The organism is Nocardiopsis codii (assembly GCF_036327455.1).
Classification (GTDB): Bacteria; Actinomycetota; Actinomycetes; order Streptosporangiales; family Streptosporangiaceae; genus Nocardiopsis; species Nocardiopsis codii.
The window spans coordinates 53,519-78,655 of record NZ_JAUZMY010000012.1 but is presented as its reverse complement, the minus strand read 5'-3'; the positions used below and the strand labels follow the sequence as shown (position 1 = coordinate 78,655).

General features: G+C 71.3%; 23 protein-coding genes, 1 tRNA gene and 1 pseudogene. 21 read left to right on the top strand and 4 right to left on the bottom strand.

Annotated features, from left to right (window positions below):
* Positions 1-481: 481 nt before the first annotated feature.
* Complete coding sequence (locus Q8791_RS14050; protein ID WP_330092127.1) at positions 482-934, bottom strand: MarR family winged helix-turn-helix transcriptional regulator; 453 nt, start codon at positions 932-934, stop codon at positions 482-484.
* A 141-nt stretch (positions 935-1,075) separates the two neighbouring features.
* Between Q8791_RS14050 and Q8791_RS14045 the strand changes: the two genes are divergently transcribed.
* A complete protein-coding gene (locus Q8791_RS14045) occupies positions 1,076-2,284 on the top strand; it encodes an MFS transporter (protein WP_407942001.1) in 1,209 nt (402 codons plus the stop codon).
* Positions 2,285-2,528: 244 nt separating this feature from the next.
* Positions 2,529-3,230: an exonuclease domain-containing protein gene (locus Q8791_RS14040; protein ID WP_330092125.1), complete on the top strand. Its 702-nt coding sequence runs from the start codon at positions 2,529-2,531 to the stop codon at positions 3,228-3,230.
* Between the two features lie 169 nt (positions 3,231-3,399).
* Here the strand turns inward: Q8791_RS14040 and Q8791_RS14035 are convergent, their stop codons facing one another.
* The 3 genes from Q8791_RS14035 to Q8791_RS14025 all read right to left on the bottom strand — a co-directional run bounded on the left by Q8791_RS14035 (position 3,400) and on the right by Q8791_RS14025 (position 5,245).
* Positions 3,400-4,161, bottom strand: coding sequence for a glycosyltransferase family 2 protein (locus Q8791_RS14035; RefSeq protein WP_330092124.1), 762 nt, complete (start codon positions 4,159-4,161; stop codon positions 3,400-3,402).
* A 3-nt stretch (positions 4,162-4,164) separates the two neighbouring features.
* Positions 4,165-4,959: a GntR family transcriptional regulator gene (locus tag Q8791_RS14030; protein WP_330092123.1), complete on the bottom strand. Its 795-nt coding sequence runs from the start codon at positions 4,957-4,959 to the stop codon at positions 4,165-4,167.
* Between the two features lie 214 nt (positions 4,960-5,173).
* Positions 5,174-5,245 (bottom strand) — tRNA-Arg (locus tag Q8791_RS14025).
* A gap of 131 nt (positions 5,246-5,376) precedes the next feature.
* On the opposite strand from Q8791_RS14025, the gene Q8791_RS14020 reads away from it, so the two are divergent.
* The 19 genes and pseudogenes from Q8791_RS14020 (at position 5,377) to Q8791_RS13930 (ending at position 25,100) form a co-directional block, all read left to right on the top strand.
* Complete coding sequence (locus Q8791_RS14020) at positions 5,377-5,769, top strand: response regulator (protein ID WP_330092122.1); 393 nt, start codon at positions 5,377-5,379, stop codon at positions 5,767-5,769.
* On the top strand, positions 5,766-6,878 hold the full coding sequence (locus tag Q8791_RS14015; RefSeq protein ID WP_330092121.1) for a DALR anticodon-binding domain-containing protein: 1,113 nt from the start codon (positions 5,766-5,768) through the stop codon (positions 6,876-6,878). The genes Q8791_RS14020 and Q8791_RS14015 overlap by 4 nt, the downstream gene beginning before the upstream one ends.
* 132 nt (positions 6,879-7,010) lie before the next feature.
* On the top strand, positions 7,011-8,396 hold the full coding sequence (gene lysA, locus Q8791_RS14010; RefSeq protein WP_330092120.1) for a diaminopimelate decarboxylase: 1,386 nt from the start codon (positions 7,011-7,013) through the stop codon (positions 8,394-8,396).
* 68 nt (positions 8,397-8,464) lie between these two features.
* Complete coding sequence (locus tag Q8791_RS14005; protein WP_330092119.1) at positions 8,465-9,751, top strand: homoserine dehydrogenase; 1,287 nt, start codon at positions 8,465-8,467, stop codon at positions 9,749-9,751.
* A 287-nt stretch (positions 9,752-10,038) separates the two neighbouring features.
* Positions 10,039-11,097 (top strand): threonine synthase, encoded by a 1,059-nt coding sequence (gene thrC / locus Q8791_RS14000; RefSeq protein WP_330092217.1) that lies wholly within the window; start codon positions 10,039-10,041, stop codon positions 11,095-11,097.
* A gap of 98 nt (positions 11,098-11,195) precedes the next feature.
* A pseudogene (thrB, locus tag Q8791_RS13995) lies at positions 11,196-12,133 on the top strand (homoserine kinase).
* Between the two features lie 440 nt (positions 12,134-12,573).
* Positions 12,574-14,646: a transcription termination factor Rho gene (gene rho / locus Q8791_RS13990; RefSeq protein WP_330092118.1), complete on the top strand. Its 2,073-nt coding sequence runs from the start codon at positions 12,574-12,576 to the stop codon at positions 14,644-14,646.
* Positions 14,647-14,897: 251 nt separating this feature from the next.
* Positions 14,898-16,727 carry an L-lactate permease gene (locus Q8791_RS13985; RefSeq protein WP_330092117.1) on the top strand — a complete coding sequence of 610 codons (1,830 nt, stop codon included), beginning with the start codon at positions 14,898-14,900 and terminating at the stop codon, positions 16,725-16,727.
* A gap of 196 nt (positions 16,728-16,923) precedes the next feature.
* On the top strand, positions 16,924-17,133 hold the full coding sequence (rpmE, locus tag Q8791_RS13980; RefSeq protein ID WP_330092116.1) for a 50S ribosomal protein L31: 210 nt from the start codon (positions 16,924-16,926) through the stop codon (positions 17,131-17,133).
* Between the two features lie 111 nt (positions 17,134-17,244).
* Positions 17,245-18,315: a peptide chain release factor 1 gene (gene prfA / locus Q8791_RS13975; RefSeq protein WP_330092216.1), complete on the top strand. Its 1,071-nt coding sequence runs from the start codon at positions 17,245-17,247 to the stop codon at positions 18,313-18,315.
* Positions 18,312-19,175, top strand: a complete 864-nt coding sequence (prmC, locus tag Q8791_RS13970; RefSeq protein ID WP_330092115.1) for a peptide chain release factor N(5)-glutamine methyltransferase — start codon at positions 18,312-18,314, stop codon at positions 19,173-19,175. The genes prfA and prmC overlap by 4 nt, the downstream gene beginning before the upstream one ends.
* 83 nt (positions 19,176-19,258) lie before the next feature.
* Positions 19,259-20,227 carry an L-threonylcarbamoyladenylate synthase gene (locus tag Q8791_RS13965; protein WP_330092114.1) on the top strand — a complete coding sequence of 323 codons (969 nt, stop codon included), beginning with the start codon at positions 19,259-19,261 and terminating at the stop codon, positions 20,225-20,227.
* 12 nt (positions 20,228-20,239) lie between these two features.
* A complete protein-coding gene (locus tag Q8791_RS13960) occupies positions 20,240-21,406 on the top strand; it encodes an MraY family glycosyltransferase (RefSeq protein WP_330092113.1) in 1,167 nt (388 codons plus the stop codon).
* Between the two features lie 226 nt (positions 21,407-21,632).
* Positions 21,633-22,055, top strand: a complete 423-nt coding sequence (locus tag Q8791_RS13955; protein WP_330092112.1) for a hypothetical protein — start codon at positions 21,633-21,635, stop codon at positions 22,053-22,055.
* Positions 22,056-22,160: 105 nt separating this feature from the next.
* Positions 22,161-22,391, top strand: a complete 231-nt coding sequence (locus Q8791_RS13950; RefSeq protein ID WP_330092111.1) for an AtpZ/AtpI family protein — start codon at positions 22,161-22,163, stop codon at positions 22,389-22,391.
* Positions 22,392-22,496: 105 nt separating this feature from the next.
* Positions 22,497-23,327, top strand: coding sequence for a F0F1 ATP synthase subunit A (gene atpB, locus Q8791_RS13945; protein ID WP_330092215.1), 831 nt, complete (start codon positions 22,497-22,499; stop codon positions 23,325-23,327).
* 122 nt (positions 23,328-23,449) lie between these two features.
* Positions 23,450-23,677 carry an ATP synthase F0 subunit C gene (atpE, locus tag Q8791_RS13940; RefSeq protein WP_267946340.1) on the top strand — a complete coding sequence of 76 codons (228 nt, stop codon included), beginning with the start codon at positions 23,450-23,452 and terminating at the stop codon, positions 23,675-23,677.
* A 56-nt stretch (positions 23,678-23,733) separates the two neighbouring features.
* A complete protein-coding gene (locus Q8791_RS13935; RefSeq protein ID WP_330092214.1) occupies positions 23,734-24,276 on the top strand; it encodes a F0F1 ATP synthase subunit B in 543 nt (180 codons plus the stop codon).
* Positions 24,276-25,100: a F0F1 ATP synthase subunit delta gene (locus Q8791_RS13930; protein WP_330092110.1), complete on the top strand. Its 825-nt coding sequence runs from the start codon at positions 24,276-24,278 to the stop codon at positions 25,098-25,100. The genes Q8791_RS13935 and Q8791_RS13930 overlap by 1 nt, the downstream gene beginning before the upstream one ends.
* The last annotated feature ends 37 nt before the right edge of the window (positions 25,101-25,137 follow it).

Below are 25,137 nucleotides of genomic sequence, written 5' to 3'. Positions count from 1 at the left end.
GTCCGCTCCGAGGTCCGGGGGCCTGGGGGCAGGGTCTCGGGGTTCGGGTCCCGGGGGCGGGCCCGTAGCCCGAGGCGGCCGTGGGGGTCGTTGTCCACAGGTGGGGGTCGGGGCTGGTGTGGTGGGGGATTGCCGCGGTTGACTGGAAGACGGGGGGCCCAGGGGCTCACCGTGTTCGTGCTGCCCTCGAACGGGTCGCGGTGCCGCGCCGTAGCCGAGATCCGGGGCCCGGGGGGCGTTGTCCACAGGTGGGGGTCGGGGCTGGTGTGGTGGGGGACTGTCGCGGTTGACTGGAAGACGGGGGGTCCCCAGGGGCTCGCCGTGTTCGTGCTGCCCTCGGGCCGCCCGCGGCGCCAGGGACATTCCGCGGATCCCCTGTATCCGCCCCTGTCGGCGGGTCTCCCGCAAGGTCGCGACCTCCGGCGTGGCCCCGGCCCTCCGGCCCCTGTCCTCCGGCACCTGTCCTCCGGCCCCGGCCCGGTCAGGCCTCCACGGGAGCGAGGTCGCGCAGCGCCCCCACGAGGGGGGCCAGCTCCGGCGTCCGGGCCGCCTCGTCCAGGGTCTCCCGGAGCACGGCGTCGTGCGTGGGCCGGGCCTCGGCGAGCAGGGCCATCCCGGCCTGGGTGAGCTCGGTGTAGATGCCGCGCCGGTCGTCCGCGCACAGTACGCGGGTGAGTAGGCCGCGGTCCTCCAACCTGGTGACCAGGCGCGTGGTGGCGCTGTTGGACAGCGCGGCGGCGCGGGCGAGCTGGCGCATGCGCATGTGCCACCCGTCCTGGCGGTCGAGGGCGTCCATGACGGTGTACTCCACCACGGAGATGCCGTGCCCCGACTGGAGGGCCTTCTCCAGGGAGGCCTCGATCAGCCCGTGGACGGCGGCGAGCGTGCGCCATCCGTGCGCGCGGATCTCCACGGCGTCGTCGGCGATGCCCATGGCCACACCCCGTTTCCGTCGGCCAGCGGCGTGCTGGGGAGCACATAATAGCAGCTTGCGCCGGTAGGGTGCGTGTGCAACTATTTTCGTTGCGTCTGCAACTAGTGCATGCGCAACGATCATTTCGGAGGAGTACTCCTCATGCCGCTCGCGCTCTACGCCCTCGCCATCGGGGGCTTCGGCATCGGACTCACCGAGTTCGTCATCATGGGCCTGCTGCCCGAGGTGGGCGCCGACTTCGGCGTCACGCCCACGGTCGCCGGCCACCTCATCTCCGGCTACGCGCTCGCCGTCGCGGTCGGCGGCGTCGGGCTGACGGCCCTCCTGCACACCGTCAACCGCAAGCGCGCACTCCTGCTCCTCATGGTGCTGTTCATCGCGGGCAACACCGTCTCCGCGCTCGCCGCCACCTACGAGGTCATGCTCGCCGGCCGGATCCTCGCCGCCCTGTGCCACGGCGCGTTCTTCGGCATCGGCGCGGTCCTCGCGGCGGGCCTCGTGCCCGCGCACCGCAGGGCCGCCGCGATCTCCGTCATGTTCGCCGGGCTGACCACCGCCAACGTCCTCGGCGTCCCCTTCGGCACCTTCCTGGGCCAGGCCCTCGGATGGCGCTCCACCTTCTGGGCGATCACCGCCATCGGGATCGTCGCGTTCGTCGGCATCGCCGCGCTCGTCCCCGGCACCGGTGCGGCCGAGAAGGCGGAGCACAGCGGGTCCGGCGGGCTGCGCGTCGAGTTCGGCGCGTTCCGCAGCCTCCAGGTGTGGCTCTCCCTGGCGGTCACCGTGCTCGGCTTCGGCGGAATGTTCGGCGGGTTCACGTACATCGCGTTCACCCTCACGGAGGTCACGGGGTTCACCACGGCGTCCGTGCCGTGGCTGCTCGTCCTCATCGGCGTCGGACTGTTCGCCGGGAACCTCCTCGGCGGGCGCTTCGCCGACCGCGACCCCGGCCGCACCCTCCTGGTGCTGATCGCCGGTCTGGCCCTGGTCCTGGCCGCGTTCGCGCTGGTCGCCCACATCCCCTGGGCGACACTGGTCGCCCTGGTGCTGATGGGCGGGTTCGGGTTCGCGACCGTCCCCGGGCTCCAGATGCGCATCATGGGGTTCGCCGACCGGGCGCCCACGCTCGCCTCCGGCGCCAACATCGCGGCGTTCAACGTCGGGAACGCCCTCGGCGCCTGGGCCGGCGGTCTCGGCCTCGCCGCGGGGCTGGGCTACACGTCGCCGCTGTGGACCGGGGCGCTGATCACCCTCGTCGGCCTGGGCGTGATGGCCTTCGCCGTGGTGGCGCGCGGCGGCGAGTTCTCCCGCCGACCGCTCCCGGTGCGGGAGGCCGCCCCGGCCCGCTGACCGCGCGCCGGGACGGCCCCTGCCACACCTGTCGGGCCTGCCCGACCGTCTGTCCCGCTCCTTCCGCGACCCCGTTCCCGGGCCCCGCGGTCTGTGGGAGCCGACTCGCCCCGGCGGCGCGGACCGACCGACCGCCCGCCGGCGTCCGCGTCGACGCCCGGTCCGCGCCGGTCAGAACCCGCGCGTCTTCCGGTGTGGGACGCCAGGTGCGGGAAGGTAGGAACCATCCGACCCGAAGGACGTCATGACCTGGCACACGCAACCGATGGCCGCCCTGGACTTCGAGTCCACCGGTCTGGACCTGGCCACCGACCGGATCGTCACCGCAGCACTGTGGAGGATCGACCCCGGAGCCCGCAGCAAGGAGGCCGTCACCTGGCTGGCCGACCCCGGCGTGGAGATCCCCCAGGAGGCCGCCGCCATCCACGGGATCACCACCGAGCACGCCCGTGAGCACGGCCGTCCCGCCGCCGAGGTGGTCACCGAGATCGGGGCCGCCCTGGAGCGGGTCGTGGTGGACGGCCTGCCCGTGGTGATCTACAACGCTCCCTACGACCTCGGCCTGCTCTCCGCCGAACTCGAACGGCACGGCTCGGGGGTGAGCTACTTCGGGCAGCTGCGCGTCGTCGACCCCCTGGTGCTGGACAAGCAGATGGACCCCTACCGCAGGGGTGGCCGCACGCTGGTGGACGTGTGCGCGCACCACGGCGTGCCCCTCGACGAGGAGCAGGCGCACGGGGCCTCCGCCGACGCGCTCGCCGCCGCCCGCCTCGCCTGGAAGCTCGGCGCCGCCCACCCCGAGCTGGCCGAGATGGGCGTGGACGACCTGCACGCCGCCCAGGTCGGCTGGAAGGCCGACCAGGCGGCCTCCTTCCAGGCCTATCTGCGGCGGGGCCGGGACCCCGAGGCGGTCATCGACGGGTCGTGGCCGCTCGCCAAGGTCTGACCCCGGTCGTCGCGGCGGGGCCTGGGCAGGGCCCTCCCCGGCGGTCGGCCGTCCCGGGCCGGGCGGGCTCCCGCGGAGCAGGACGGTCCCGCGCGGGTGGTCGGGCCGCCCTCCTCCGGGAGGTCGGGCCGTCGCCCTCCCGGCGCGGGGACGTGGCCCCGGGCGCCCGCTACGCCGGGGGCGGTTCGAAGCTCCAGCCGGTGCCCGACAGGGCGAGCGCCCGCGACTCCACCACGGCCATGCGCGCCGCCCGCTCCTCCCGGTCGGTGTGCGCCGCCGCGGCGGTCACCTGTCCGGGCCACTTCCGGTACAGCAGTCCGGGTTCCCTCGTGAACCACCCGCGGCTCACGGCGTTCAGTGCCAGCAGCAGCCCGGTGTCCTCCGACGCGGGGAGCGCCATCCACCCGCCGAGGGCCAGGAGCAGGTCGCGGCGCACGCACAGCGTCGCCGGGTGCACCTGCGCCAGGAAGTCGTGCTCCCTCCAGTGGGAGAGGACGGCCCCGCGCTCCACGGGCCCCTCGTCGGGGTCGCCGGCGAACCCGGCGGTGGACCCGTCGGGCAGCAGGTCGAGGACGGCCGACGCCGCCCACGCGGCTCCCGACCCGCCCGTCAGTGCGGCGACGTCCCGCGCCAGAGCTCCCCGCGTCAGCTGGTCGTCGGCGTCCAGGACCTTGACGAACTCGCCCTCCGCGCGGGACAGCGCCATCGTGCGGGCCATGCCCGCCCGGCCGGGCCGACCCTGCCCGAAGCTCACCCGGGAGTCCTCCCCGAGGCGGGGGCGGACCTCGTCCGTCTCACCGTCCTCCTGGACGACCCACTGCCAGTCCCACCCGTCGGGGAGCCGCTGCTCCAGGAGGGACCGGTAGGCGGCGGGCAGGAAGCGGGCGCCCGGAGCATGGACGGCCGTGACGACGGAGATGATCCGGGACATCGGCTACCAGCGCTCCAACCGCGTCGTGAAGACCGCCTCGGAGCGGTCGCCGGGCAGGATGACCTCGGACCAGTCCACGACCCTGCCCCGCGTGTCGATCGAGGTCTTCCTCAGCACCATCACCGCGGCGCCCGCGCCGAGCCCGAGCCCGTCCGCCTCGTCCGGTGTGGGCGGTCTCGCAGTGATCCTCTCCTCCACCCGGTCCACCTCGACGCCGACGGTGCGCAGCTGGCTCTGCGTGCCCCCCGGCCACGGCTCCCTGGTCTCGTCGAGCAGGTCGGGGTTGGACTCCACCAGGTCGAGGACGAGGTAGGAGGACGTCAGGCTGAACGGGGCGTCCTCGTCGCGGTGGCGTGTCCGGTAGACGCGCTCCAGCAGCGCGGTCCCCTTCGGGACCCCGAGGGCGTCCGCCAGGTCGGGGTCGGCGTCGACGCGCCCGTAGCGGGCGCTGAACTCCAGGTCGTCCACCACGGACCCCGTGTCGTTCTCGGTCGCCCCGGTGGCGCGACGCTCCCGCAGGTCCGCGCGTGCCCGGTCCTTCTCCCACTGGTGGCGTTCGCTGCTCCGCACCACCGCCCGCCGCGGTGCGAGCACCACGGTGCCCGGGGCGTCCCGCTCCCCGACCAGACCCTCGGCGCGGAGGAGCGCCAGCGCCCCGCGTACGGCCGCCGGGTCCGCGCCGTGGAGTCCGGCCAGTTCGTCCTCGGAGGGCAACCGCCCGCCGGGGCCGGGGTCCCCGGCCCGGATCCGCCGCCGCAGCTCACCCGCGACCCGTTCGCGCTCCCTGCTCCCGACCATGCGTATCTCACCCGTTCCCACCGGTCCGAGCCGGACCGTCACCAGGAGTCGGGGACGTCGTCCCCCTGCCAGGCGGGTCGATCTCCTCCGGGCCGACGCGACCGTGGGCGGCCCCGCGGCCGTCGGGTGCCGTCGGCGTCCCGGAAAAAGAAAAAGACCAGCGGGGAACAGTGTTCCCGCTGGTCGTCTCCAGTATGGCGCTGACGCGCCCGCGTGCCCCCTGCAGGATTCGAACCTGCGCCCTCGGCTCCGGAGGCCGATGCTCTATCCCCTGAGCTAAGGGGGCTGGCTTGCGTGAACAACTGTAGCAGGGGAGCCGTGCCCTTCGTCCACCGGTGACCGCTGCCCCCGGGAGGGGCGTGCCGATCGGCGGATTCCGGTGGTGCCGTGTCGCCGCGCGGCGGTAGTGTCACGCCCGTGAACGCCCTACCCACACGGGTTCTCGTCGTCGAGGACGACGACGTGATCCGGGAACTGATCCGCCTCAACCTCGAACTGGAGGGGTTCGAGGTGTTCACCGCCGTGGACGGACGCGACTGCCTCGACCGTGCCGCCCACATAGCCCCCCACGTCGTCACCATGGACGTGATGATGCCCCGCATGGACGGCTGGACCGCCGCCGAGCGGCTCCGCGCGGACGCGCGCACCCGGCACTGCCCCATCATCCTCGTCACCGCCCGCACCCAGGCCGACGACCACCGGCGCGGCGAGCGGATCGGCGTCGACGCCTACGTCACCAAGCCCTTCGACCCGGACGCGCTCATCGACGTCATCCGCGAACTCGTCGACCGCGCCGGGGGCCCCGCATGACCCCCAGACGGCTGGAGGCCCTCCTCCGGGAGGCCGCCGCCCGCGCGTTCGACCTCCCCCCGGAGGAGGTCCCGTTCGTCTGGCCGCGCCACGACCAGGCCGACGGGACGGCCGACGCCGCCACCGCCCTGGCGCCGCGCCTGGTCGGGCAGGTCGCCGCACGGCTCCCCCCGGGCGAGGGGCGCGGACGGCGCCACCACCTGCTGGTCTCCGGCCGTGTGGCCGCGCAGCTGCAGAGCATGCGCGAAGCGGGCCTGGCGGACTTCGCCCAGGTCGTCGCCGACGGACGCGGCTTCCTCAACATCACCTTCACCGGCGACCAGCGCGACGCCCTGGTCGCCGAGGCCTCCGACGGCCCCCTCTTCCTGACCGGCCGCGACTGGGACGGCGCGGGGGAGTGGCCGCGGACCGCGCTGCACGACGCGGGGCCGGTCGCCCAGGCCCGCAGGCTCGCCCGCGCCGACGCACGGGGCCGTATCGCCCTGGCCACCGGGCCGCTGATCCCGCCGCCGGGGCCGGGCGACGCCGACGTGTCCTGGCGCGACCCCTACCTGGACGGCGACCGGAGCGGACTCGTCACCCCCGCGGCGCGCGCACTCGGAGCCGTCGGGGAGGACAGCGCGCGCGTGGCCTTCTGCCGTTCGGTGCCCGAACGCCCCCGCGCCACCGAGACCACCGGCCGCGACCTGCCGGTCCTGCCGTCCGCCGAGTACCCCGGGGCCTGGACACGCCTCACCGACGCCAACCCCGCCTTCCGGCTGCGCCACGCGCACGCCCACGCCGTCACCAGCGGACGCTGGACGGCCGAGGGGGCGCCGCCCCCCGCCGCGTGTCCCGCGCACACCGCCGCCGTGCGCGGACTCCTCTTCGACGGACCCGGTGTCCTGGACACGGCCGCGCGCCGAGAGGAACCCCATATCCTGGTGAGATACCTGGAAGCGCTGGCCAGTGCCTACGATGAGTGGCGGACGTGTCCCCACGCCGCCGCCGGACCGGCGGAGCGGACCACCTCGGACACGGTCACGGCCACGGCACTGCCCGCCGCCGTCGCCGGAGTCCTCCGCACCGGGCTCTTCCTGCTCGGGGTGTCAGCGCCCACAAGGCTGTAGACGCCCCGCCATGCCTCCGGGGGGCACACCCATTCCACGCGTTCCGATCGGGTTGGTGGACAATGGGCCCGGGCGTCACCGCCGGGGACCCGCCGACCCGCCCAGCCGTACAGTTCCAGCCGAAAGCCCATCATGAGCCGCTACGCCCACCCCGCCGGATCCCGTCACGCGGAGATCCTGCCGGAGGACAACCCGCCGCTGCCGCCGGAGGACCTCAACGACCTCGACCCCCGGGTGTGGCCGACGACGGCCCGCCGCTCGGAGGGGGAGGTCACGATCGGCGGCGTCGGCGTGCGCGAACTCGCCGCCGCCCACGGCACACCCCTCTTCGTCATGGACGAGGAGGACTTCCGCAGCCGTGCACGCGACTACCGCACGGCCTTCTCCGACGCCGACGTCTACTACGCGGGCAAGGCGCTGCTCAACAAGGCCGTCGCGCGCTGGGTCGTGGAGGAGGGGCTCAAGCTGGACGTGTGCTCGGGCGGCGAACTCGCCGTCGCCCTGGCCGCCGGGGTCCCCGCCGAGCGCATCGGCATGCACGGCAACAACAAGTCCGTCAACGAACTGCGCCGCGCCGCCGAGGCCGGGGTGGGACGGATCATCATCGACTCCTTCGACGAGATCACGCGCCTGGAGTCGGTCGCCGCCGCACTCGGCGTCCGCCCGAAGGTGCTCATCCGCGTGACCACCGGCGTCGAGGCGCACACCCACGAGTTCGTGGCCACCGCGCACGACGACCAGAAGTTCGGCTTCGCGCTGAGCACCGGGGCGGCGGCGGCCGCCGTCCGCGGCGTCCTCGACGCGCCCCACCTCGAACTCGTGGGCCTGCACTCGCACATCGGCTCGCAGATCTTCGACACCTCCGGGTTCGAGGTCGCCGCCCGCAGGGTCGCCCGGTTCCTCACCGGCATCCACGAGGACCTGGGCGTCACCCTCGCCGAACTCGACCTCGGCGGAGGACTCGGTATCGCCTACACCTCGGGTGACGACCCCCTCGAACCCAAGGCGATCGCCGCGAGCCTGACCTCCATCGTGCGCAGGGAGTGCCAGGACGCGGGGCTGCCGATGCCGCGCATCGCCGTCGAGCCGGGGCGCGCACTGGCGGGCCCGGCCGGGATTACCGTCTACGAGGTGGGTACGGTCAAGGACGTCGAGGGAATCCGCACCTACGTCAGCGTCGACGGGGGGATGAGCGACAACATCCGTACCGCCCTGTACGGCTCGGAGTACACGAGCCAGCTGGTCTCCCGGGAGAGCACCGCCGCCCCCATGCTGTCGCGCCTGGTCGGCAAGCACTGCGAGAGCGGCGACATCATCGTCCACGACCTCTACCTCCCGGCGGACCTGAGGCCGGGCGACCTGGTGGCCGTCGCCGCCACGGGAGCCTACTGCTACTCCATGGCGAGTAACTACAACCATCTGCCCAGGCCGGCCATGGTGGCGGTCAGGGACGGGAGCGCGCGCGTCATCGTGCGCAGGGAGAGCGAGGAGGACCTGCTCCGCCTCGACGTCGGCTGAACAGTCCACTCCGAGGCGGCGCCGCCGCGCGAGGTTGGGGACACGAGAGAAGTGGGAGTCACGCCCAAATGGCGATGAAGGTGGCGCTGCTCGGATGCGGCGTTGTGGGTTCGGAAGTCGTCCGCCTGGTCAACGAACAGTCCGAGGAGCTTGCCGCGCGGGTGGGCACGCCGATCGAGATCGGCGGGATCGCGGTGCGTCGCATCGACCGCGACCGCGGGGTCGACCCAGCGCTGCTGACCACCGATGCCACGGCCCTGGTGACGCGTCCCGACATCGACCTCGTGGTGGAGGTGATCGGCGGGATCGAACCGGCCCGGTCGCTGATCCTCGCCGCGGTCAAGGCGGGGAAGTCCGTCGTGACGGCGAACAAGGCGCTGCTCGCGGAGGACGGCCAGACGCTGCACGCGGCAGCCCGCGACGCCGGGGTGGACCTGTACTACGAGGCGTCCGTGGCGGGGGCGATCCCGCTGCTGCGCCCGCTGAGGGACTCGTTGGCCGGTGACCGGGTCAACCGGGTGCTGGGCATCGTGAACGGCACCACCAACTACATCCTCGACCGGATGGACTCCCTGGGGGCGGGTTTCACGGAGTCCCTGGAGGAGGCCCAGGCCCTCGGGTACGCGGAGGCCGACCCCACCGCGGACGTGGAGGGCTTCGACGCCGCGGCCAAGGCCGCGATCCTGGCGAGGCTGGCCTTCCACACCCAGCGGGTGACCGCCGCCGACGTGCACCGCGAGGGAATCACCGGTGTGTCCGCGGGTGACATCGCCAGCGCGCGGGCGATGGGCTGCGTGGTCAAACTCCTGGCGATCTGCCAGCGCTCCGAGGACGGCGGTTCGGTGGGCGTGCGCGTCCACCCGGTGATGCTGCCGGTCGGGCACCCGCTGGCCAGCGTCAAGGAGGCCTACAACGCGGTCTTCGTCGAGGCCGAGTCGGCGGGACGCCTCATGTTCTACGGGGCGGGCGCAGGCGGCACCCCCACCGCGAGCGCGGTCCTGGGCGACCTGGTCGCGGTGGCGCGCAACCGCCTCGCGGACACCTCAGTGGCCGAGGGCGCGCACGACACTGGGCTGCCGGTGCACGACATGGGTCACACCATCACCAGCTACCACGTGGCGCTGGACGTGGCCGACCGTCCCGGTGTGCTGTCCAAGGTCGCGGAGATCTTCTCCGACCACGGGGTGTCCATCAAGAACGTCCGGCAGGAGGGGACCGGTGACGACGCGCAGCTGGTGCTCGTCAGCCACCCCGCGCCGGACGCCGCGCTCAGCTCCACGGTCGAGGTGCTGCGCGAGCACCACATGGTCCGGGAGGTGGCCAGCGTGATGCGGGTGGAGACCTTCTCGGACTGATGTCCGGCCCCGGCCGGACCGTGTGCCGGCACGGCCGGACGGGCCGGCCGGGGCGTGCACCGGGGCGGGGGCGGGGCCGCGCGGAGGCTCCGCGCGGCCTCCCGGCCGCACCCGGAGTGCCACATAATGAGACGCCGACGACCGCGATTCGAGATACTATGTGTGGGGTCGTAGACTCGTAGCTGGTCGGGACCCTGAGGCGCCACCGCGCACCCGTGGAGACCCCCACCGCATCCACCGCGCGTCAAGCGAAGCCGCATCCACCCGAAAGGGACTCAGTCGTGAGCATGGCACGGGCGTGGCGAGGCATCGTCGAGGAGTACCGCGACCGCCTCCCCGTCAACGAGAACACCCCCGTCGTCACCCTCCAGGAGGGCGGCACGCCCCTGCTGCCGGCCACGCGCGTCTCCGAGCTCACGGGCTGCGAGGTCTTCCTCAAGGTCGAGGGGCTCAACCCGACCGGTTCCTTCAAGGACCGCGGCATGACGATGGCCATCTCCAAGGCCGCCGAGGACGGCGCCAAGGCCGTCATCTGCGCCTCCACCGGCAACACGAGCGCGAGCGCGGCGGCCTACGCCATCCGCGCGGGCATGACCTGCGCCGTGCTGGTGCCCCAGGGCAAGATCGCCATGGGCAAGCTCGCCCAGGCGCTCGTCCACGGGGCGCGACTGCTCCAGGTCGACGGCAACTTCGACGACTGCCTCGAACTGGCCCGCAAGCTCAGCGTCGACTACCCCGTCGCCCTCGTGAACTCGGTCAACCCGTACCGGCTCCAGGGCCAGAAGACCGCGGCGTTCGAGATCGTGGACGCCCTCGGCGACGCACCGGACGTCCACTGCATCCCGGTGGGCAACGCGGGCAACATCAGCGCCTACTGGATGGGCTACACCGAGTACACCCGCGACGGGATCTCCTCGAAGAACCCGCGCATGCTCGGATTCCAGGCCAGCGGCTCGGCGCCCATCGTCAACGGCGCCCCCGTCACCAGCCCGAGCACCATCGCCACCGCGATCCGCATCGGCAACCCGGCCTCCTGGAAGCTCGCGGAGCAGGCACGCGACGACTCCGGCGGGCTGATCGACAAGGTCACCGACCGCCAGATCATGGCCGCCTACAAGCTCCTCGCCGCGGAGGAGGGCGTGTTCGTCGAACTGGCCTCCGCCGCCAGCGTCGCCGGGCTCATGCAGGCTGTCGACGCCGGACAGGTCCAGCGCGGCAGCCGTGTGGTCTGCACCGTCACCGGCAACGGCCTCAAGGACCCCGACTGGGCGCTGGCCGGAGCCTCCTCCGCCATCACCGTCCCCGTGGACGCCCTCGCCGCCGCCCAGGCCCTCGACCTCGCCTGAGGCCGACCGCCGTCCACGGCCCCCGGCGCGGGGGGCCCCGGCCCGCCGCGCTTCCCGTCAGGAGAGAGTCCGCCGTGACCCCACCACGCCCCACCGCGGTGTCCGTCCGCGCGCCCGCCACCAGTGCCAACCTCGGGCCGGGCTTCGACGCCCTCGGCCTGGCCGTGCGCCTGTACAACGAGTTCGAGGCCACCCTCAGGGACGACGGCAGGCTCCGCGTCCGGGTGAGCGGTGAGGGCGCCGGGGAGGTTCCGCTCGACGAGCGGCACCTCGTGGTCCGCGCCATGCGCGAGACCTTCGAGCGCGCCGGGGAGAAGCTGCCGGGACTCGACCTGACGTGCGTCAACAACGTGCCCCACGCGCGGGGGCTCGGCTCGTCCTCCTCGGCGATCGTCGGCGGCGTCGCCGCGGCCAGCGCCCTGCTGGGACGGGTCGGCCCCGACGGCGGCCCGGACCGGGACGGCATCTACCAGATCGCCGCCGACATCGAGGGCCACCCCGACAACGTGGCCCCCTGCGTCTACGGCGGCTACACGGTCGCCTACCGGGACAGCGGGCGGTGGGGCGCGGTGCGCCTCTCCCCGGACGAGCGGATCCTCCCGGTGCTGTGCGTCCCGGGTGAGCGGCTGTCCACCGAGCGGGCGAGGGGGCTGCTGCCCGAGACGGTGCCGCACGCCGACGCCGCCTTCAACGCGGGCCGTTCCGCGCTGATGACGGCGGCCGTATGTGGCCACCCGGAAACCCTGTACGCGGCGACGGAGGATCGGCTACACGAGTCCTACCGGGCGCCGGCGATGCCGCGCACCCTCGACCTCATTCGTGACCTGCGTGAACACGAGGGGCTGCCCGCGGTGGTCTCCGGCGCGGGACCCACGGTGCTGGTGTTGTGCTCGGTCGGCACGGGGACCGCGGAGGCTGATTCGCCGGAAATCATCCGACAGGTTGATTCGATTCGTCGGAGGGCGGGTAATGATTGGGACATACGCCCCCTACACGTTGAGCCGGAGGGGTGCGGTCCCCATCTCCCCATCCGTAGCACCTGTGTCGAGGAATAGCCGTGGCCTCTGGTGATGTTAGGCTAGGTGAAGCACCGGATGCCCCGTTGCGGGGCGAGTGCTCATCCGCCACAGCGGCTTCCGCATCCCATACTCCGATGGTCCGATCTCACGACCACTCGGAAGCGGCGGCCAACGTGTCGAGTCAGCGGTTCTCCCGCGACTGTGCCAACGTCATCGAAGTCCACTCCTCCTCGGATGAGTGTGTCACCACGGTTGACGGGCATCACCACCGAGCCATCCGCCCCGACGTCTGGCTGTACCCAGAGCCCGCCGCGATTGGGTAGGGGACCGTCTTCATACCGGTTTCCGACATCCACGTGGGGCACGCCCTACCCGGCCCCTGCCGGTTCGCACCACCGGGCCGGCCGATCATGCAATCCGCTGACGGCCGAAGCCCGCTCCTTGGGAAGGACCCTTAGTGAGCGACACCACCGAACTCCACACGGACGCGGCGGTCGACAGCAAAGCCTCCACCGGCGCCTCCGTAGCGGAGGCTGGCGATGGCGCGCCCACAGGTGCGTCGTCCAGGTCCCGCACGGCGTCGCGCGGTACCGGGCTCGCGGCTCTGAAGCTCCCCGAGCTCCAGAAGCTCGCCTCCAGTCTGGGCATTACCGGCACGGGGCGCATGCGCAAGAGCGACGTCATCGCCGCGATCGAGACCAAGCAGGGCGGCCCCGTGGGCGGCCCGGCGAAGGCCAAAACCGCAAAGAAAGCCGACCCGGCTCCCAAGGCCGGTAAGGTCGAGGCAACCGACGGCTCGATCGAGGCCCAGGCCCCCGACACGGCGAGCACGGACGAAGCCCCGCGTCAGCGCGCGGCCGACCGGCCGTCGGACCAGGCCGTGACCGACCCCCAGGGTGGACGGGGCGACAAGTCGCCCCGCAACCGGCGTTCGTCCCGCAGGCGCGGTGACGAGACCGGCGACCAGGCCAGGTCGGTGGACGGCGCCGACTCCTCTACCTCCGCGAGCAGCGTGACCAAGACATCCAGTACCCCCCAGAAGAACGGCCCCGACTCCGCCGAGGACCGTGACAACAGGTCCGGGCAGGGTCGCGAGCGCCAGCGCAACCGCCGCAACCGCAACCGCGGTGGCGACGACCAGAACGCCAACGGCAGTGCCCCGCAGCAGGGCGGAGGCGGTCAGAACCAGGGTCAGAGCCAGAGTCAGGGCCAGAGCCAGGGCCGGGATCGAGACCGCGACAGGGACCGCGACCGCGACAGGGACCGGGACCGGGACCGCAACTCCGGAGGTGACGACGACGACTTCGGCGGACGCCGCCGGGGACGCCGCCGGGACCGTCGTGACCGCCGCGGACGCGGCGGGGGCCAGGAGCCGGAGCCGATCATCGGCGACGACGACGTCCTGCTGCCCGTCGCGGGCATCCTCGACATCCTGGACAACTACGCCTTCGTCCGGACCACGGGATACCTGCCCGGTCAGAGCGACGTGTACGTCTCCCTGGCCCAGGTGCGCAAGCACGGCCTGCGCAAGGGCGACCACATCATCGGTGCGGTCCGCCAGCCCAAGGACGGCGAGCGCCGGGAGAAGTTCAACGCCCTGGTGCGGCTGGACTCGGTCAACGGCATGTCGCCGGACCAGGCCCGCGGCCGCCAGGAGTTCTCCAAGCTGGTCCCGCTCTACCCCCAGGAGCGCCTGCGCCTGGAGACCGAGCCGCACATCCTCACGACGCGGATCATCGACCTCGTGGCGCCCATCGGCAAGGGCCAGCGCGGGCTCATCGTCTCCCCGCCCAAGGCGGGCAAGACGATGGTGGTTCAGGCGATCGCCAACGCGATCACCGAGAACAACCCCGAGTGCTACCTGATGGTGATCCTGGTCGACGAGAGGCCCGAGGAAGTCACCGACATGCAGCGCACGGTCAAGGGCGAGGTCATCCACTCGACCTTCGACCGTCCGGCCGAGGACCACACGGTCGTCGCCGACCTGGCCATCGAGCGGGCCAAGCGGCTCGTCGAGATGGGCATGGACGTCGTCGTCCTGCTGGACTCGATCACCCGCCTGGGCCGCGCCTACAACCTGGCCGCCCCGGCGAGCGGGCGCATCATGTCCGGTGGTGTGGACTCCACCGCCCTGTACCCGCCCAAGCGCTTCTTCGGCGCGGCCCGCAACATCGAGGGCGGCGGCTCGCTGACCATCCTGGCGACCGCGCTGGTCGAGACCGGATCGCGCGCCGACGAGGTGATCTTCGAGGAGTTCAAGGGCACCGGCAACATGGAGCTCAAGCTCAACCGGAACCTCGCGGACAAGCGGATCTTCCCGGCCGTGGACGTGGACGCCTCCAGCACCCGTAAGGAGGAGATCCTGATGTCGTCCGAGGAACTGGGCGTCGTCTGGAAGCTCCGCCGGGTGCTGCACGCGCTCGACACCACCCAGGCGATCGAGCTGCTCCTGGACAAGATGAGGGAGTCCAAGAGCAACGCGGAGTTCCTGCTCCAGATCCAGAAGACCACCGTGGGACCGGAGCGCTAGCCTCCACCGCGCGTGAACGACCGACGGCCCCCTCCCGACAGGGAGGGGGCCGTCGCGTGCGTCGGGGGAGGTGAGCCGGGGCCGGAGGGGATGGAGGGCACCCCTAGTTCCGCATGGCGACAGAACCGCACCGGTAGTCGAAAGAGATCACCGGTGTATCTCGGATCGCACAGGGGGGATGGTCCCACCAGGGACACCGGCTTATCGTCGCGGGGTCGAGTGCACCACCCCCGTTCCAGGGAGCCGTCCGTATGGACAACCTCGCCCTGCTCAGCCTCCTAGCGCTCACCCCCATCCTGCTCGTCGGAGTCCTGCTCGTCGGATTCCGCGTCCCCGCCATGTACGCGATGCCCGCCGGGTACGCCGTCGTCGTCACCATCGCCGTCCTCGGCTGGGGCGCGGACTGGACGGCCGTCGCCGCCTCCACCGTCCAGGGGCTCATCCTCGCCGTCGGGCTCCTGTACATCATCTTCGGCGCGCTGCTCCTGCTCAGCACCCTCACCAAGAGCGGCGCCATCGCCACCATCCGCTCCACCTTCACCGACATCAGCCCCGACCGCCGCGTCCAGGCGATCATCATCGGCTGGCTGTTCGGCAGCTTCATCGAGGGCGCCTCGGGGTTCGGCACCCCCGCCGCCGTCGTCGCGCCGCTCATGCTGGCACTGGGCTTCCCGGCCATGGCCGCCGTCATGGTCGGCCTGGTCATCCAGAGCACGCCGGTCAGCTTCGGCGCCGTCGGAACCCCCATCCTCGTCGGCGTCGCCGGGGGACTGGAGGGGTCCCCCGAGGTCGCCGAGCGCGCCGCCGTGCTCGGCCTGACCCTGCCCGGGTTCATCAGCCACATCGGGTTCCAGACCGTCCTGCTGCACGCCGTCGCGGGGACCCTGGTCCCCCTGATCATCTGCTGCATGCTCTGCGGCTTCTACGGCGGCCGGCGGCGCTTCTCCGACGGCCTCGGGGTGTGGAAGTTCGCGCTCTTCTCCGCCTTCGCCATGACCGTCCCCTCCGTCCTGTACAACCTCTTCCTCGGAGTGGAGTTCACCAGCCTCCTCGGCGGGCTGACCGGCCTGGTCGTCGTCGTCCTGGCCGCGCGCAAGGGCTTCCTGATGCCCGAGCGGACGTGGGACTTCCCGCCGCGCGAGGACTGGCTGGCCCGGTGGAGCGGCAGGATCTCGCCCGGTGACGGCGAGACCGTCCTCGCCGACGACCGGCGCATCGGCCTCCTGCGCGCCTGGACCCCCTACCTCCTGGTCGCCGCGCTCCTGGTGGCCACCCGCACCGTCGAACCCGTCAAGGAGTGGCTGACCGGTATCACCGTCGGTGCGGACGACATCTTCGGCACCCCCGTCTCGCAGGTGGTCGAACCCCTCTACTCGCCGGGGGCCACCTTCATCCTGGTCTGCCTGGTCACCTTCGGCCTGCACCGCATGAAGGCGCGCCAGATCGCCGAGTCCTGGAAGATGGCCGGATCGCAGCTGGCGGGCGCCGCCGTCGCGCTGCTCTTCGCCGTGCCCCTGGTCCGCGTGTTCATCAACACGGGCGCCGACTTCGGCGACACCGCCCTGGAGAGCATGCCCCTCACCCTGGCCGCGGGCGCCGCCGAACTGGGCGGCACCGCCTGGCCGCTCTACGCGCCGTGGATCGGTGCGCTGGGCGCGTTCGTCGCGGGCTCCAACACCGTCTCCAACCTGATGTTCTCCCTGTTCCAGTTCTCGACGGGGGAGCGCATCGGCGTCCCGCCGGAGACCGTCGTCGCCACCCAGGCCGTCGGCGGCGCCGCGGGCAACATGATCACCGTCCACAACGTGGTCGCGGCCTCCGCGGTGGTCGGCCTGGTCGGCAGGGAGGGCGACCTCATCCGGCAGACCGTGCTGCCGATGGCCTACTACGTCCTCCTGGCCGGCTCGGTCAGCTACGTGTTCGTCCACGGGTTCGGCGCCAACGCCGGAACCGTGGTGCTCGCCCTCCTCCTCGCGGCCCTGGCCGCCCTCGTGGCCCTCATGCGCAGGGCGGACGCGGGAAGGGCGTCCGGCGCAGTCCGGGACCCCGCCCGAGGGGGAGGCGAGAAGGGGACGGAATAGACACTGGTCCCGGCATCGTTGTGGGTCTGGCAAACTGGTACCAGGGCAACGGACCGCCGTCTTCCGGCAGAGCCCGCCCCTGACTACCTGGATCGCCGCGACACCGGTTCGCGCATGACCCACCACGCCGACCCACCCTCCGGGTGGTGCGGCTTGGCATGCGTCCGGCGGTCGCGCCCCTGATGAGGAGAGCACGATGAAGGCCGACATCCACCCCGAGTACTTCGCCACCGAGGTGACCTGCACCTGCGGTGCCCACTTCGTCACCCGCAGCACCGTGCCCGAGGGCAAGATCCGCGCCGAGGTGTGCTCCGAGTGCCACCCGTTCTACACCGGCAAGCAGAAGATCCTCGACACGGGCGGCCGCGTCGCCCGCTTCGAGAAGCGCTTCGGCAAGCGCAAGTAGCGCAGCCCGCTGCCCCGTGGCGCCGCACCGCCGGCGCCACGGGGCCAGGTTGGCCCCCGAGGGGGAGACGGACAGGCGAGGCAAGCCGAACAAGACGGGGACGTGGCAGAAGTGAAGCTGGATGACCTGCTGGGGGAGTACTACGAGCTGGAACAGCAGCTCGCCGACCCCGAGGTGCACGCCGACCAGACCAGGGCGCGCACGCTGGGCAAACGCTACTCACAGCTCACCCCGATCATCGAGGCCTACCGCGCGCTCAAGGAGGTCGAGAACGACATCGACGCCGCGCGCGAGCTCGCCGTCGAGGACTCCTCCTTCGCCGAGGAGGCCGACCGCCTGACCGAGGAGGCCGAGCGGCTCACCGAGCGGCTCCGGGTCCTCCTCGTCCCGCGCGACCCCTCCGACGACAAGAACCTCATCATGGAGGTCAAGGCCGGAGAGGGCGGCGAGGAGTCCGCCCTGTTCGCCGGGGACCTGGTCCGCATGTACCTGCGCTACGCCGAACGCCAGGGCTGGAAGACCGAGGTCATCGACGCCACCCACTCCGACCTGGGCGGCTACAAGGACATCACGATCGCCTTCAAGAACAAGGGCAACCCCGAGCCGGGCGCCGGCGTGTGGCCCATGCTCAAGTTCGAGGGCGGCGTGCACCGCGTCCAGCGCGTCCCGGTCACCGAGTCGCAGGGCCGCATCCACACCTCCGCGGCGGGCGTCCTGGTCGTCCCCGAGGCCGAGGAGGTGGAGGTCGAGATCCACGCCAAGGACCTGCGTATCGACGTCTACCGCTCCTCCGGGCCCGGCGGCCAGAGCGTCAACACCACCGACTCGGCGGTGCGCATCACCCACCTGCCGACCGGTATCGTCGCCTCCTGCCAGAACGAGAAGAGCCAGCTCCAGAACAAGGAGCAGGCCATGCGCATCCTGCGCGCCCGCATCTACGCCGAGGCCCAGGCCAGCGCGGACGCCGAGGCCTCCGCCGAGCGCAAGAGCCAGGTCCGCACAGTGGACCGCTCCGAGCGCGTGCGCACCTACAATTTCCCCGAGAACCGCATCTCCGACCACCGGGTCGGCTTCAAGGCCTACAACCTCGACCAGGTCCTCGACGGGGAGCTGGACGGGGTCGTCAAGGCCCTGGTGGACGCGGACACCAAGGAGAGGCTCGAAGCCGCCCAGTCATCATGAACCTGCTACTCGACGAGGTCGCCCGCGCCACGCTCCGGCTGGCCGAGGCGGGCGTGGCCTCACCCCGCACCGACGCCGAGGAACTCGCGGCGTTCGTGCACGGTGTCCGTCGAGGGGAGCTGCACATGGTGGCCGACGCCGACTTCGACGCCCGGTACTGGGAGTGCGTGTCGCGCAGGGAGGCGCGCGAACCCCTCCAGCACATCACCGGCCACGCCTACTTCCGCTACCTCGACCTGCGGGTCGGGCCCGGTGTGTTCGTGCCCCGGCCCGAGACCGAGATCATGGTCGACTGGGCGATCGAGACACTGCGCAGCATGGACGTCGCCGACCCCCTGGTCGTCGACCTCGGCACGGGGTCGGGAGCCATCGCCATCTCCATCGCCCAGGAGGTGCCGCGCTCGCGGGTGCACACCGTGGAGATCGACCCCCTGGCCCTGGAGTGGGCCCGCCGCAACATCGACGCCAGCGGGCACGCCGACCGCGTCACCTCCCACCACGGCGACATGCGCACCGCGCTGCCCGAGCTGAACGGCCGCGTCGACCTCCTCATCAGCAACCCCCCCTACGTCCCCACCCGCGGATCCGGGACCATCCCGCCCGAGGTGCGCGACTACGACCCCGCACCCGCCCTGTGGTCCGGCGAGGACGGCCTCGACATGATCCGCGAACTGGAGGCGGTCGGCCGCAGGCTGCTCCGCCCCGGCGGGGCCATGGCCGTCGAGCACCACGACGGGCAGGGCATCGACATCCCCTGGCTCTTCCCCGAGGACCACGGCTGGCGCGACGTCCTCAACCGCAAGGACATGGCCCGGCGCGACCGCTTCGTGGTCATGCGCCGCGTCGACGAGGACGGCTGACAGGCCGTGCCCCACACCACCCCCCGTATACCCGTCGGACCGCTCAATCCGGTCGACCCCGTTCGAGAATGAGGTGAACGCAGGTGAGCCGCATCTACGACTGCGCGGACGAGACCGCCCGCAAGGACGGCATCGCCGACGCCGCGTCCGCGGTACGCCGAGGTGACCTGGTGGTGCTGCCCACGGACACCGTGTACGGCATCGGCACCGACGCCTTCAGCCCCGCCGCGGTGGCGAACCTGCTCGCCACCAAGGGACGCGGGCGCGAGATGCCGCCGCCCGTCCTGGTCGGCTCGATGCGCGCCGCCACGGCCCTCATCGAGGACCTCGGCAACCACGGCCGCGACCTCATGGAGGAGTTCTGGCCCGGCCCGCTGACCCTCGTGTGCACCGCCACCCCCAGCCTGTCCTGGGACCTCGGTGACACCAAGGGCACCGTGGCCGTCCGGATGCCGATGGACCCGGTCGCCCTGGAGCTCCTCAAGGAGGTCGGGCCCATGGCGGTGAGCAGTGCCAACAAGTCCGGCCGGCCGGCGGCCACCCGGGTGGACGAGGCGCTGGAGCAGCTCGGTGACGAGGACGTCGCCGTGTACCTGGACGGCGGGGAGACCGCCTCACCGGTCGCCTCGACCATCGTCGACCTGACCTACGCGGTGCCGCGGGTGCTGCGGGCGGGAGCCATCTCCATCGAGCAGCTGCGCGCGGTGTGCGGCACCGTCATCGGCGAGCTGCGGCAGGGCCGCATGAAGCCGGTGAAGGAGGAGGAGGTCGCCAAGGCCGGCGAGGCCGCGAAGGCCGAGCGAGCGTCGGCGGCCCGGAGCGGGGCGCCCGCCGCCGGTGAGACCCCGGTGACGGAAGCGGCGCCCGCGTCCGGTGACGAGGTGTCCCCGGCGACGGATGGCGCCACGACCGCCGGCGAGGCCGCGGGAGCGGACACGGACGGGGTCCCCGGCACCGACGAGCCCCGGACGGGCGGGACCGCCGGGGACGCGAAGGACGACAGTGCTCCCGAGGCGGGGCAGCGCCCCGACGGCGACCGTTCCGAGAACTAGAGGGGTCAGGCCGTGCGAGAGTACGCGCTCACCTTCGTCATCGCCGCGGCGGTGACGTACCTGCTCGTGCCCCTGGTGCGCAAGTTCGCCATCAAGATCGGCGCCACCCCTCCGGTGCGCGACCGCGACGTGCACACCGAACCCATCCCGCGCCTGGGCGGGCTCGCCATCTACGGGGGGTTCGCGGCCGCCCTGCTGATCTCCGCGCAGCTCCCGCACCTGCAGAACGTCTTCGTGGCCGACACCTGGCTGGGCCTCCTCCTCGCGGGCGGGCTCATCACGGTCATCGGGATCATCGACGACCGCTGGGGCATGGACGCGCTCAGCAAGCTCGCGGGCCAGGTCGTCGCCGCGGGCATCCTCGTCGCGAACGGCGTGCAGCTGCTGTGGCTTCCGCTGCCCGGCACCCAGCTGTCGCTGGGCCCGTGGCTGGGCGCGATGGTCTCGATCCTGCTCATCGTGGTGACCATCAACGCGGTGAACTTCGCCGACGGCCTCGACGGGCTGGCGGCCGGCATCGTCGGCATCTCCTCGCTGGCGTTCTTCGCGTACTACTACGTGGTCGCGGTCGAGCAGGGGTTCGTCCGCCAGTCGTATCCGGCGATGATCGCGATCATTCTCGCGGGCACCTGTGCTGGATTCCTCTTCCACAACTTCCACCCGGCCCGGGTGTTCATGGGTGACACCGGCTCGATGCTGCTGGGGCTGCTGCTGACCTCGATCACCATCACGGTGACCGGCCAGTTCGACGCCAACACGGCGCGCGAGGAGTTCAACTCCGGCGGGCTCGTGGTGTTCCTGCCGATCGCGCTGCCGCTGCTGGTGATCGCCCTGCCGCTGTCCGACCTGGTCCTCGCCGTCCTGCGCCGGACCCTCGCGGGCAAGTCCCCGTTCGCCCCGGACCGGGGCCACCTCCACCACCGCCTGCTGGACATGGGCCACAGCCACATGAGGGCCGTGCTCCTGATGTACCTGTGGGCGGGGATCGTGGCGTTCGCGGCGGTGTCCCTGTCGGTGTTCGACTCACCGGTGATCGTGCTGACGGTCACCGCGCTGGTCGCCACGTGTGCGGTCGGCCTCATCGCGCTGCCCCGACTGCGGCGCCGGGGCCTCCTGCCGTGGGACCGCAAGGAGCGCGTTAAGACGGACGCAGGTCACGATTCGCCATCTGATGCCTGAGAGGCTGTCGGCGTTCGGGACCAAGGTCTCGGAAAGCGGGTGCGATGACCTGCGAGAGCAATGGTCGGAAGCGGTGTGGTGAAGGTGACACAGGGCCCGGAGAGCGCCCGGAACGGGCGTTTTGAGGGGCGTTAAGGTCGCGTTAAGGAACCCCCGGATTCAGCACCGAGAACCTTGTGATAGCTTTCACGAGCAGGTACCCACTGAACCCCAACGGAGCTTTGTGATGCAGGAACACGACGCCCGGATCCTCCGTGGCGCCGCGCTTCCCAGCGCTGCGTGCGGGGTCCTGGCCATTGCGGTCTCCGCGCTTTTCGCCGGTGTCGCGGGAGCGCTCAGCTCCCTCCTCGCCGTGGTGATCGTGCTCGGCTGCTTCGGGCTGGGCCAGTGGGCCGTCCTCATGATCACGCGCCGCAACAAGGACCTCTTCCTGGCGGCGAACATGCTCGGCTTCGTCGTCAAGATGGCGGTGCTGGGCATCATCCTCGTCACCCTCGGCCGCAGTCCCCTCATCGAGGACCTCAGTAGTTCCGCCTTCGTGTACAGCGCTCTGGCGGTCGTCCTCGCCTGGCTGGGCGGGCAGACCTGGGCGACCTCGAAGGCCAAGATCCTTCACGTGAACCCGAACGAAGGTTCGGAGAGCGCGTGATGGGGTGCCCCGTTGCAGCCCGTCGGGAGGGGCGTATTACCCTGAATCCCGGCAGGCGGACGGCCCCGTTCCCGCCAAGGCCCACATGCTATATTCCGGAGCGAGATGAGCAGCGAACCAGCCAGAAAGACGGAAAAGCGCGAGCCCCCGGCACCGCGCGAGGCCGACGGCTGGGCACTCTTCTCCACTCTGCTCTCGGGCGTGCTCGTCTGGAGCGCGATCGGCTGGGCCGCGGACAAGCTCCTGGGATTCCAGGCGCTCTTCCTGCCCATCGGGGCGGTTCTGGGCATGGTCGGCGCGATCTACCTGATCGTCGTCAAGACTCGCCAGGTCTGAACCCTCCCGCCAGTCCGGCGTCGACGATCGTGCGACGACGCTCTGTAACAACCATCAACGAGGCATTCTTGCGTCACGACGAAAGGATTCGCCGTGAGTGCTGACGTGCGCATTCTCGCGGCCGAACCGAATTGCCACCTGTTCGGTGACAACGGTTGCGGGTTCACGCCGCCCACCATCGGGATGTTCTTCCCGGAACCGTGGTTCGCCAACATTCCCGGCAGCACTGGCATCGACCTGTACATGGTCCTGCTCCTGGTCGCGGTCGGTGCTGTCCTGCTTCTGTGGTCGTGGTTCAGCAGGAAGCTGAGCCTCGTCCCTGGCCGCAGGCAGAGCGTCGGCGAGATGCTGGTCCTGTTCATCCGGGACCAGATCACCCGACCGACGATGGGCGCCAAGGGCGACCGGTTCATCCCGTTCATGACGGGTGTCTTCACGCTCGTCCTGGCCATGAACGTCACCGGGCTGATCCCCGGGATGCTCCCGGTCAACAGCAACCTGGCCTTCACCGCGATGTTCGCTGTGGTCATCTACGTGATGACCATCGTGATCGGCATCCGCAACCAGGGCGGGTGGGGCTACTTCCGGAACCAGATCTTCCCGCCGGGGATGCCCAAGGCCATCTATGTCCTTGTCACCCCCATCGAGATCCTCTCGGTCTTCCTGATCCGCCCCGTCACGCACGCCCTGCGTCTGTTCGCGACCATGTTCGCGGGCAGCCTGCTGCTCGCCGTGTTCGCGTACGGCGGCTGGTACATGCTCAACCTGACGGCGGAGCCCCTGCTGGTCGGTGTCTCGCTCCTCTTCTCGGGTGCGGCACTGTTCGGCTACCTCGCCTTCTTCGTCTTCGAGATCGTGATCATGCTCGTCCAGGCGTTCATCTTCACGCTGCTGGCGAGCCTGTACATCAACCAGTCGCTCGAAGCGGCCCACTAGACCCCTTCCCCCTCTGCTCGGCCGACCGGCCGTCCCAGGGGTGAGAAGAACTGACCCGTCCACACCGGCGAACTGACCAATTGCGACGAGCAACGCCGGACGTCGAGTAAAGGGAAACATCAATGGACATCGCTGCGATCACCGGCAACATCAACACCATCGGCTACGGCATCAGCGTCATCGGCGCCGGTATTGGTGTCGGTATCGTGTTCGGTCTCGGCATGCAGGCCATCGCCCGCCAGCCCGAGGCCCGCGGCCCGCTGCAGACCAACATCTACCTCGGCTTCGCCCTCATCGAGGCCCTGGCGATCCTGGGCTTCGTTCTCGCCTTCGCCGCTCCCCAGGGCTAGTCGAAACTTGCCAACCGTTTTCTGATGGCAACTGACGCGAAGGAGGGCTGACCATGTTGGTGGAGTTGGCAGCCGATTACAACATTCTGCGGATCGACTGGGTGAAGTTCACCTTCGGTGCGATCGCGCTCGCCGTGGTCTACTTCTTTGTCGCCCGCAAGGCGGTTCCGAAGGTGATGGCGGTCCTCGACGAGCGTCACGACGCCATCGAGGGTGGCATCGAGAGGGCCAAGCGCGCCGAGGCCGAGGCCGAGGAGATCCGCCAGCAGTACCGGGAGAAGCTCGAAGAGGCGCACCGCGAGTCCGCCCAGGAGCTGGAGAAGGCCAAGGAGCAGCGGGCGGCGATCATCGCCGAGGCGCGCGAGGAGGCCCAGACCGAGGCCCGTCGCATCGTCGAGGCGGCCCACGCCCAGATCGAGGCCGACCGTCAGCAGGCCATGGTGCAGCTGCGCGGTGAGATCGGTGGCCTGTCCGCCGACCTGGCCGGCCGCATCGTGGGTGAGACCCTCAGCGACAGCGCCACCCAGAGCCGTGTCATCGACCGGTTCCTGGAGGAGCTGGAGCAGAGCGAGAGCACGCAGCAAGCCGAGGTGCGCTGATGCGTGGTATCAGCCGCACGTCGCTGGTAGAGGTGACCCGGCGCCTGGACGACAACGTCCTGGCGTCGGCCGGTACCGCGCAGAGCGGTGTCGCCCTGGGCGGCGAGCTCTTCGAGGTCGTCGCCCTTCTGGGGAGCCAGCACTCGCTCCGCCGGTGGCTCGCCGACCAGGCGAACCCCGCCGAGGGCAAGACCGAGCTGATCGGCCAGCTGCTGGAGACGAAGGTCTCGCCGTCCACCGTCATCGTGGCCGGCGACGTGGTCTCGGCCAAGTGGTCCGGACCGCGTGACCTCGTGGACGCGATGGAGCGGATGGCGGTCTACGCGACCGTCGCCTCGCTCCAGAGCGCCTCGGCGCTCGGCGAGCTGGAGGACGAACTGTTCCGCTTCCAGCGGATCGTCGCCGCCCAGCCCGCTCTGCGCGACGCCCTCACCCGTGAGGGTGTCGCCCCCGAGCGGCGACTCTCCCTCCTGGAGAACCTGCTCTCGGGCAAGGTGAACGCCGCGACGACGACCCTGATCGGCGAGGCGGTGACCCGTCCCAGGCGACGTACGCTGGAACAGGCACTGGACCATTTCGGACAACTCGTCGCGGAGCGCGCGCAGCGCTACGTGGCCGTCGTCCGCAGCGCCGTCCCCCTGAGCGAGAGCCAGCAGTCCCGACTCGGGGCCGCGCTCTCGCGCACCTACGGCCGTGACATCCACCTGAACACCGAGGTCGCCCCCGAGATCGTGGGTGGCCTGTCCATCCAGGTGGGTGACGAGGTCATCGACGGGACCATCGCCGGGCGTATCGCCGAGGTCCAGCGCCGCCTGGCCGGCTGACAGTACGCAAGGCAAGCACGCACGGCGCCAGCCCGGC

Excerpts from the sequence above, each read along its gene's own strand:
- Q8791_RS14050 (WP_330092127.1), bottom strand. The coding sequence starts at position 934 with ATGGGCATCGCCGACGACGCCGTGGAGATCCGCGCGCACGGATGGCGC.
- Q8791_RS14045 (WP_407942001.1), top strand. The coding sequence starts at position 1,076 with ATGCCGCTCGCGCTCTACGCCCTCGCCATCGGGGGCTTCGGCATCGGA.
- Q8791_RS14040 (WP_330092125.1), top strand. The coding sequence starts at position 2,529 with ATGACCTGGCACACGCAACCGATGGCCGCCCTGGACTTCGAGTCCACC.
- Q8791_RS14035 (WP_330092124.1), bottom strand. The coding sequence starts at position 4,161 with ATGTCCCGGATCATCTCCGTCGTCACGGCCGTCCATGCTCCGGGCGCC.
- Q8791_RS14030 (WP_330092123.1), bottom strand. The coding sequence starts at position 4,959 with ATGGTCGGGAGCAGGGAGCGCGAACGGGTCGCGGGTGAGCTGCGGCGG.
- Q8791_RS14015 (WP_330092121.1), top strand. The coding sequence starts at position 5,766 with ATGACCCCCAGACGGCTGGAGGCCCTCCTCCGGGAGGCCGCCGCCCGC.
- lysA (WP_330092120.1), top strand. The coding sequence starts at position 7,011 with ATGAGCCGCTACGCCCACCCCGCCGGATCCCGTCACGCGGAGATCCTG.
- Q8791_RS14005 (WP_330092119.1), top strand. The coding sequence starts at position 8,465 with ATGGCGATGAAGGTGGCGCTGCTCGGATGCGGCGTTGTGGGTTCGGAA.
- thrC (WP_330092217.1), top strand. The coding sequence starts at position 10,039 with ATGGCACGGGCGTGGCGAGGCATCGTCGAGGAGTACCGCGACCGCCTC.
- Q8791_RS13985 (WP_330092117.1), top strand. The coding sequence starts at position 14,898 with ATGGACAACCTCGCCCTGCTCAGCCTCCTAGCGCTCACCCCCATCCTG.
- rpmE (WP_330092116.1), top strand. The coding sequence starts at position 16,924 with ATGAAGGCCGACATCCACCCCGAGTACTTCGCCACCGAGGTGACCTGC.
- prmC (WP_330092115.1), top strand. The coding sequence starts at position 18,312 with ATGAACCTGCTACTCGACGAGGTCGCCCGCGCCACGCTCCGGCTGGCC.
- Q8791_RS13955 (WP_330092112.1), top strand. The coding sequence starts at position 21,633 with ATGCAGGAACACGACGCCCGGATCCTCCGTGGCGCCGCGCTTCCCAGC.
- Q8791_RS13950 (WP_330092111.1), top strand. The coding sequence starts at position 22,161 with ATGAGCAGCGAACCAGCCAGAAAGACGGAAAAGCGCGAGCCCCCGGCA.
- atpE (WP_267946340.1), top strand. The coding sequence starts at position 23,450 with ATGGACATCGCTGCGATCACCGGCAACATCAACACCATCGGCTACGGC.
- Q8791_RS13930 (WP_330092110.1), top strand. The coding sequence starts at position 24,276 with ATGCGTGGTATCAGCCGCACGTCGCTGGTAGAGGTGACCCGGCGCCTG.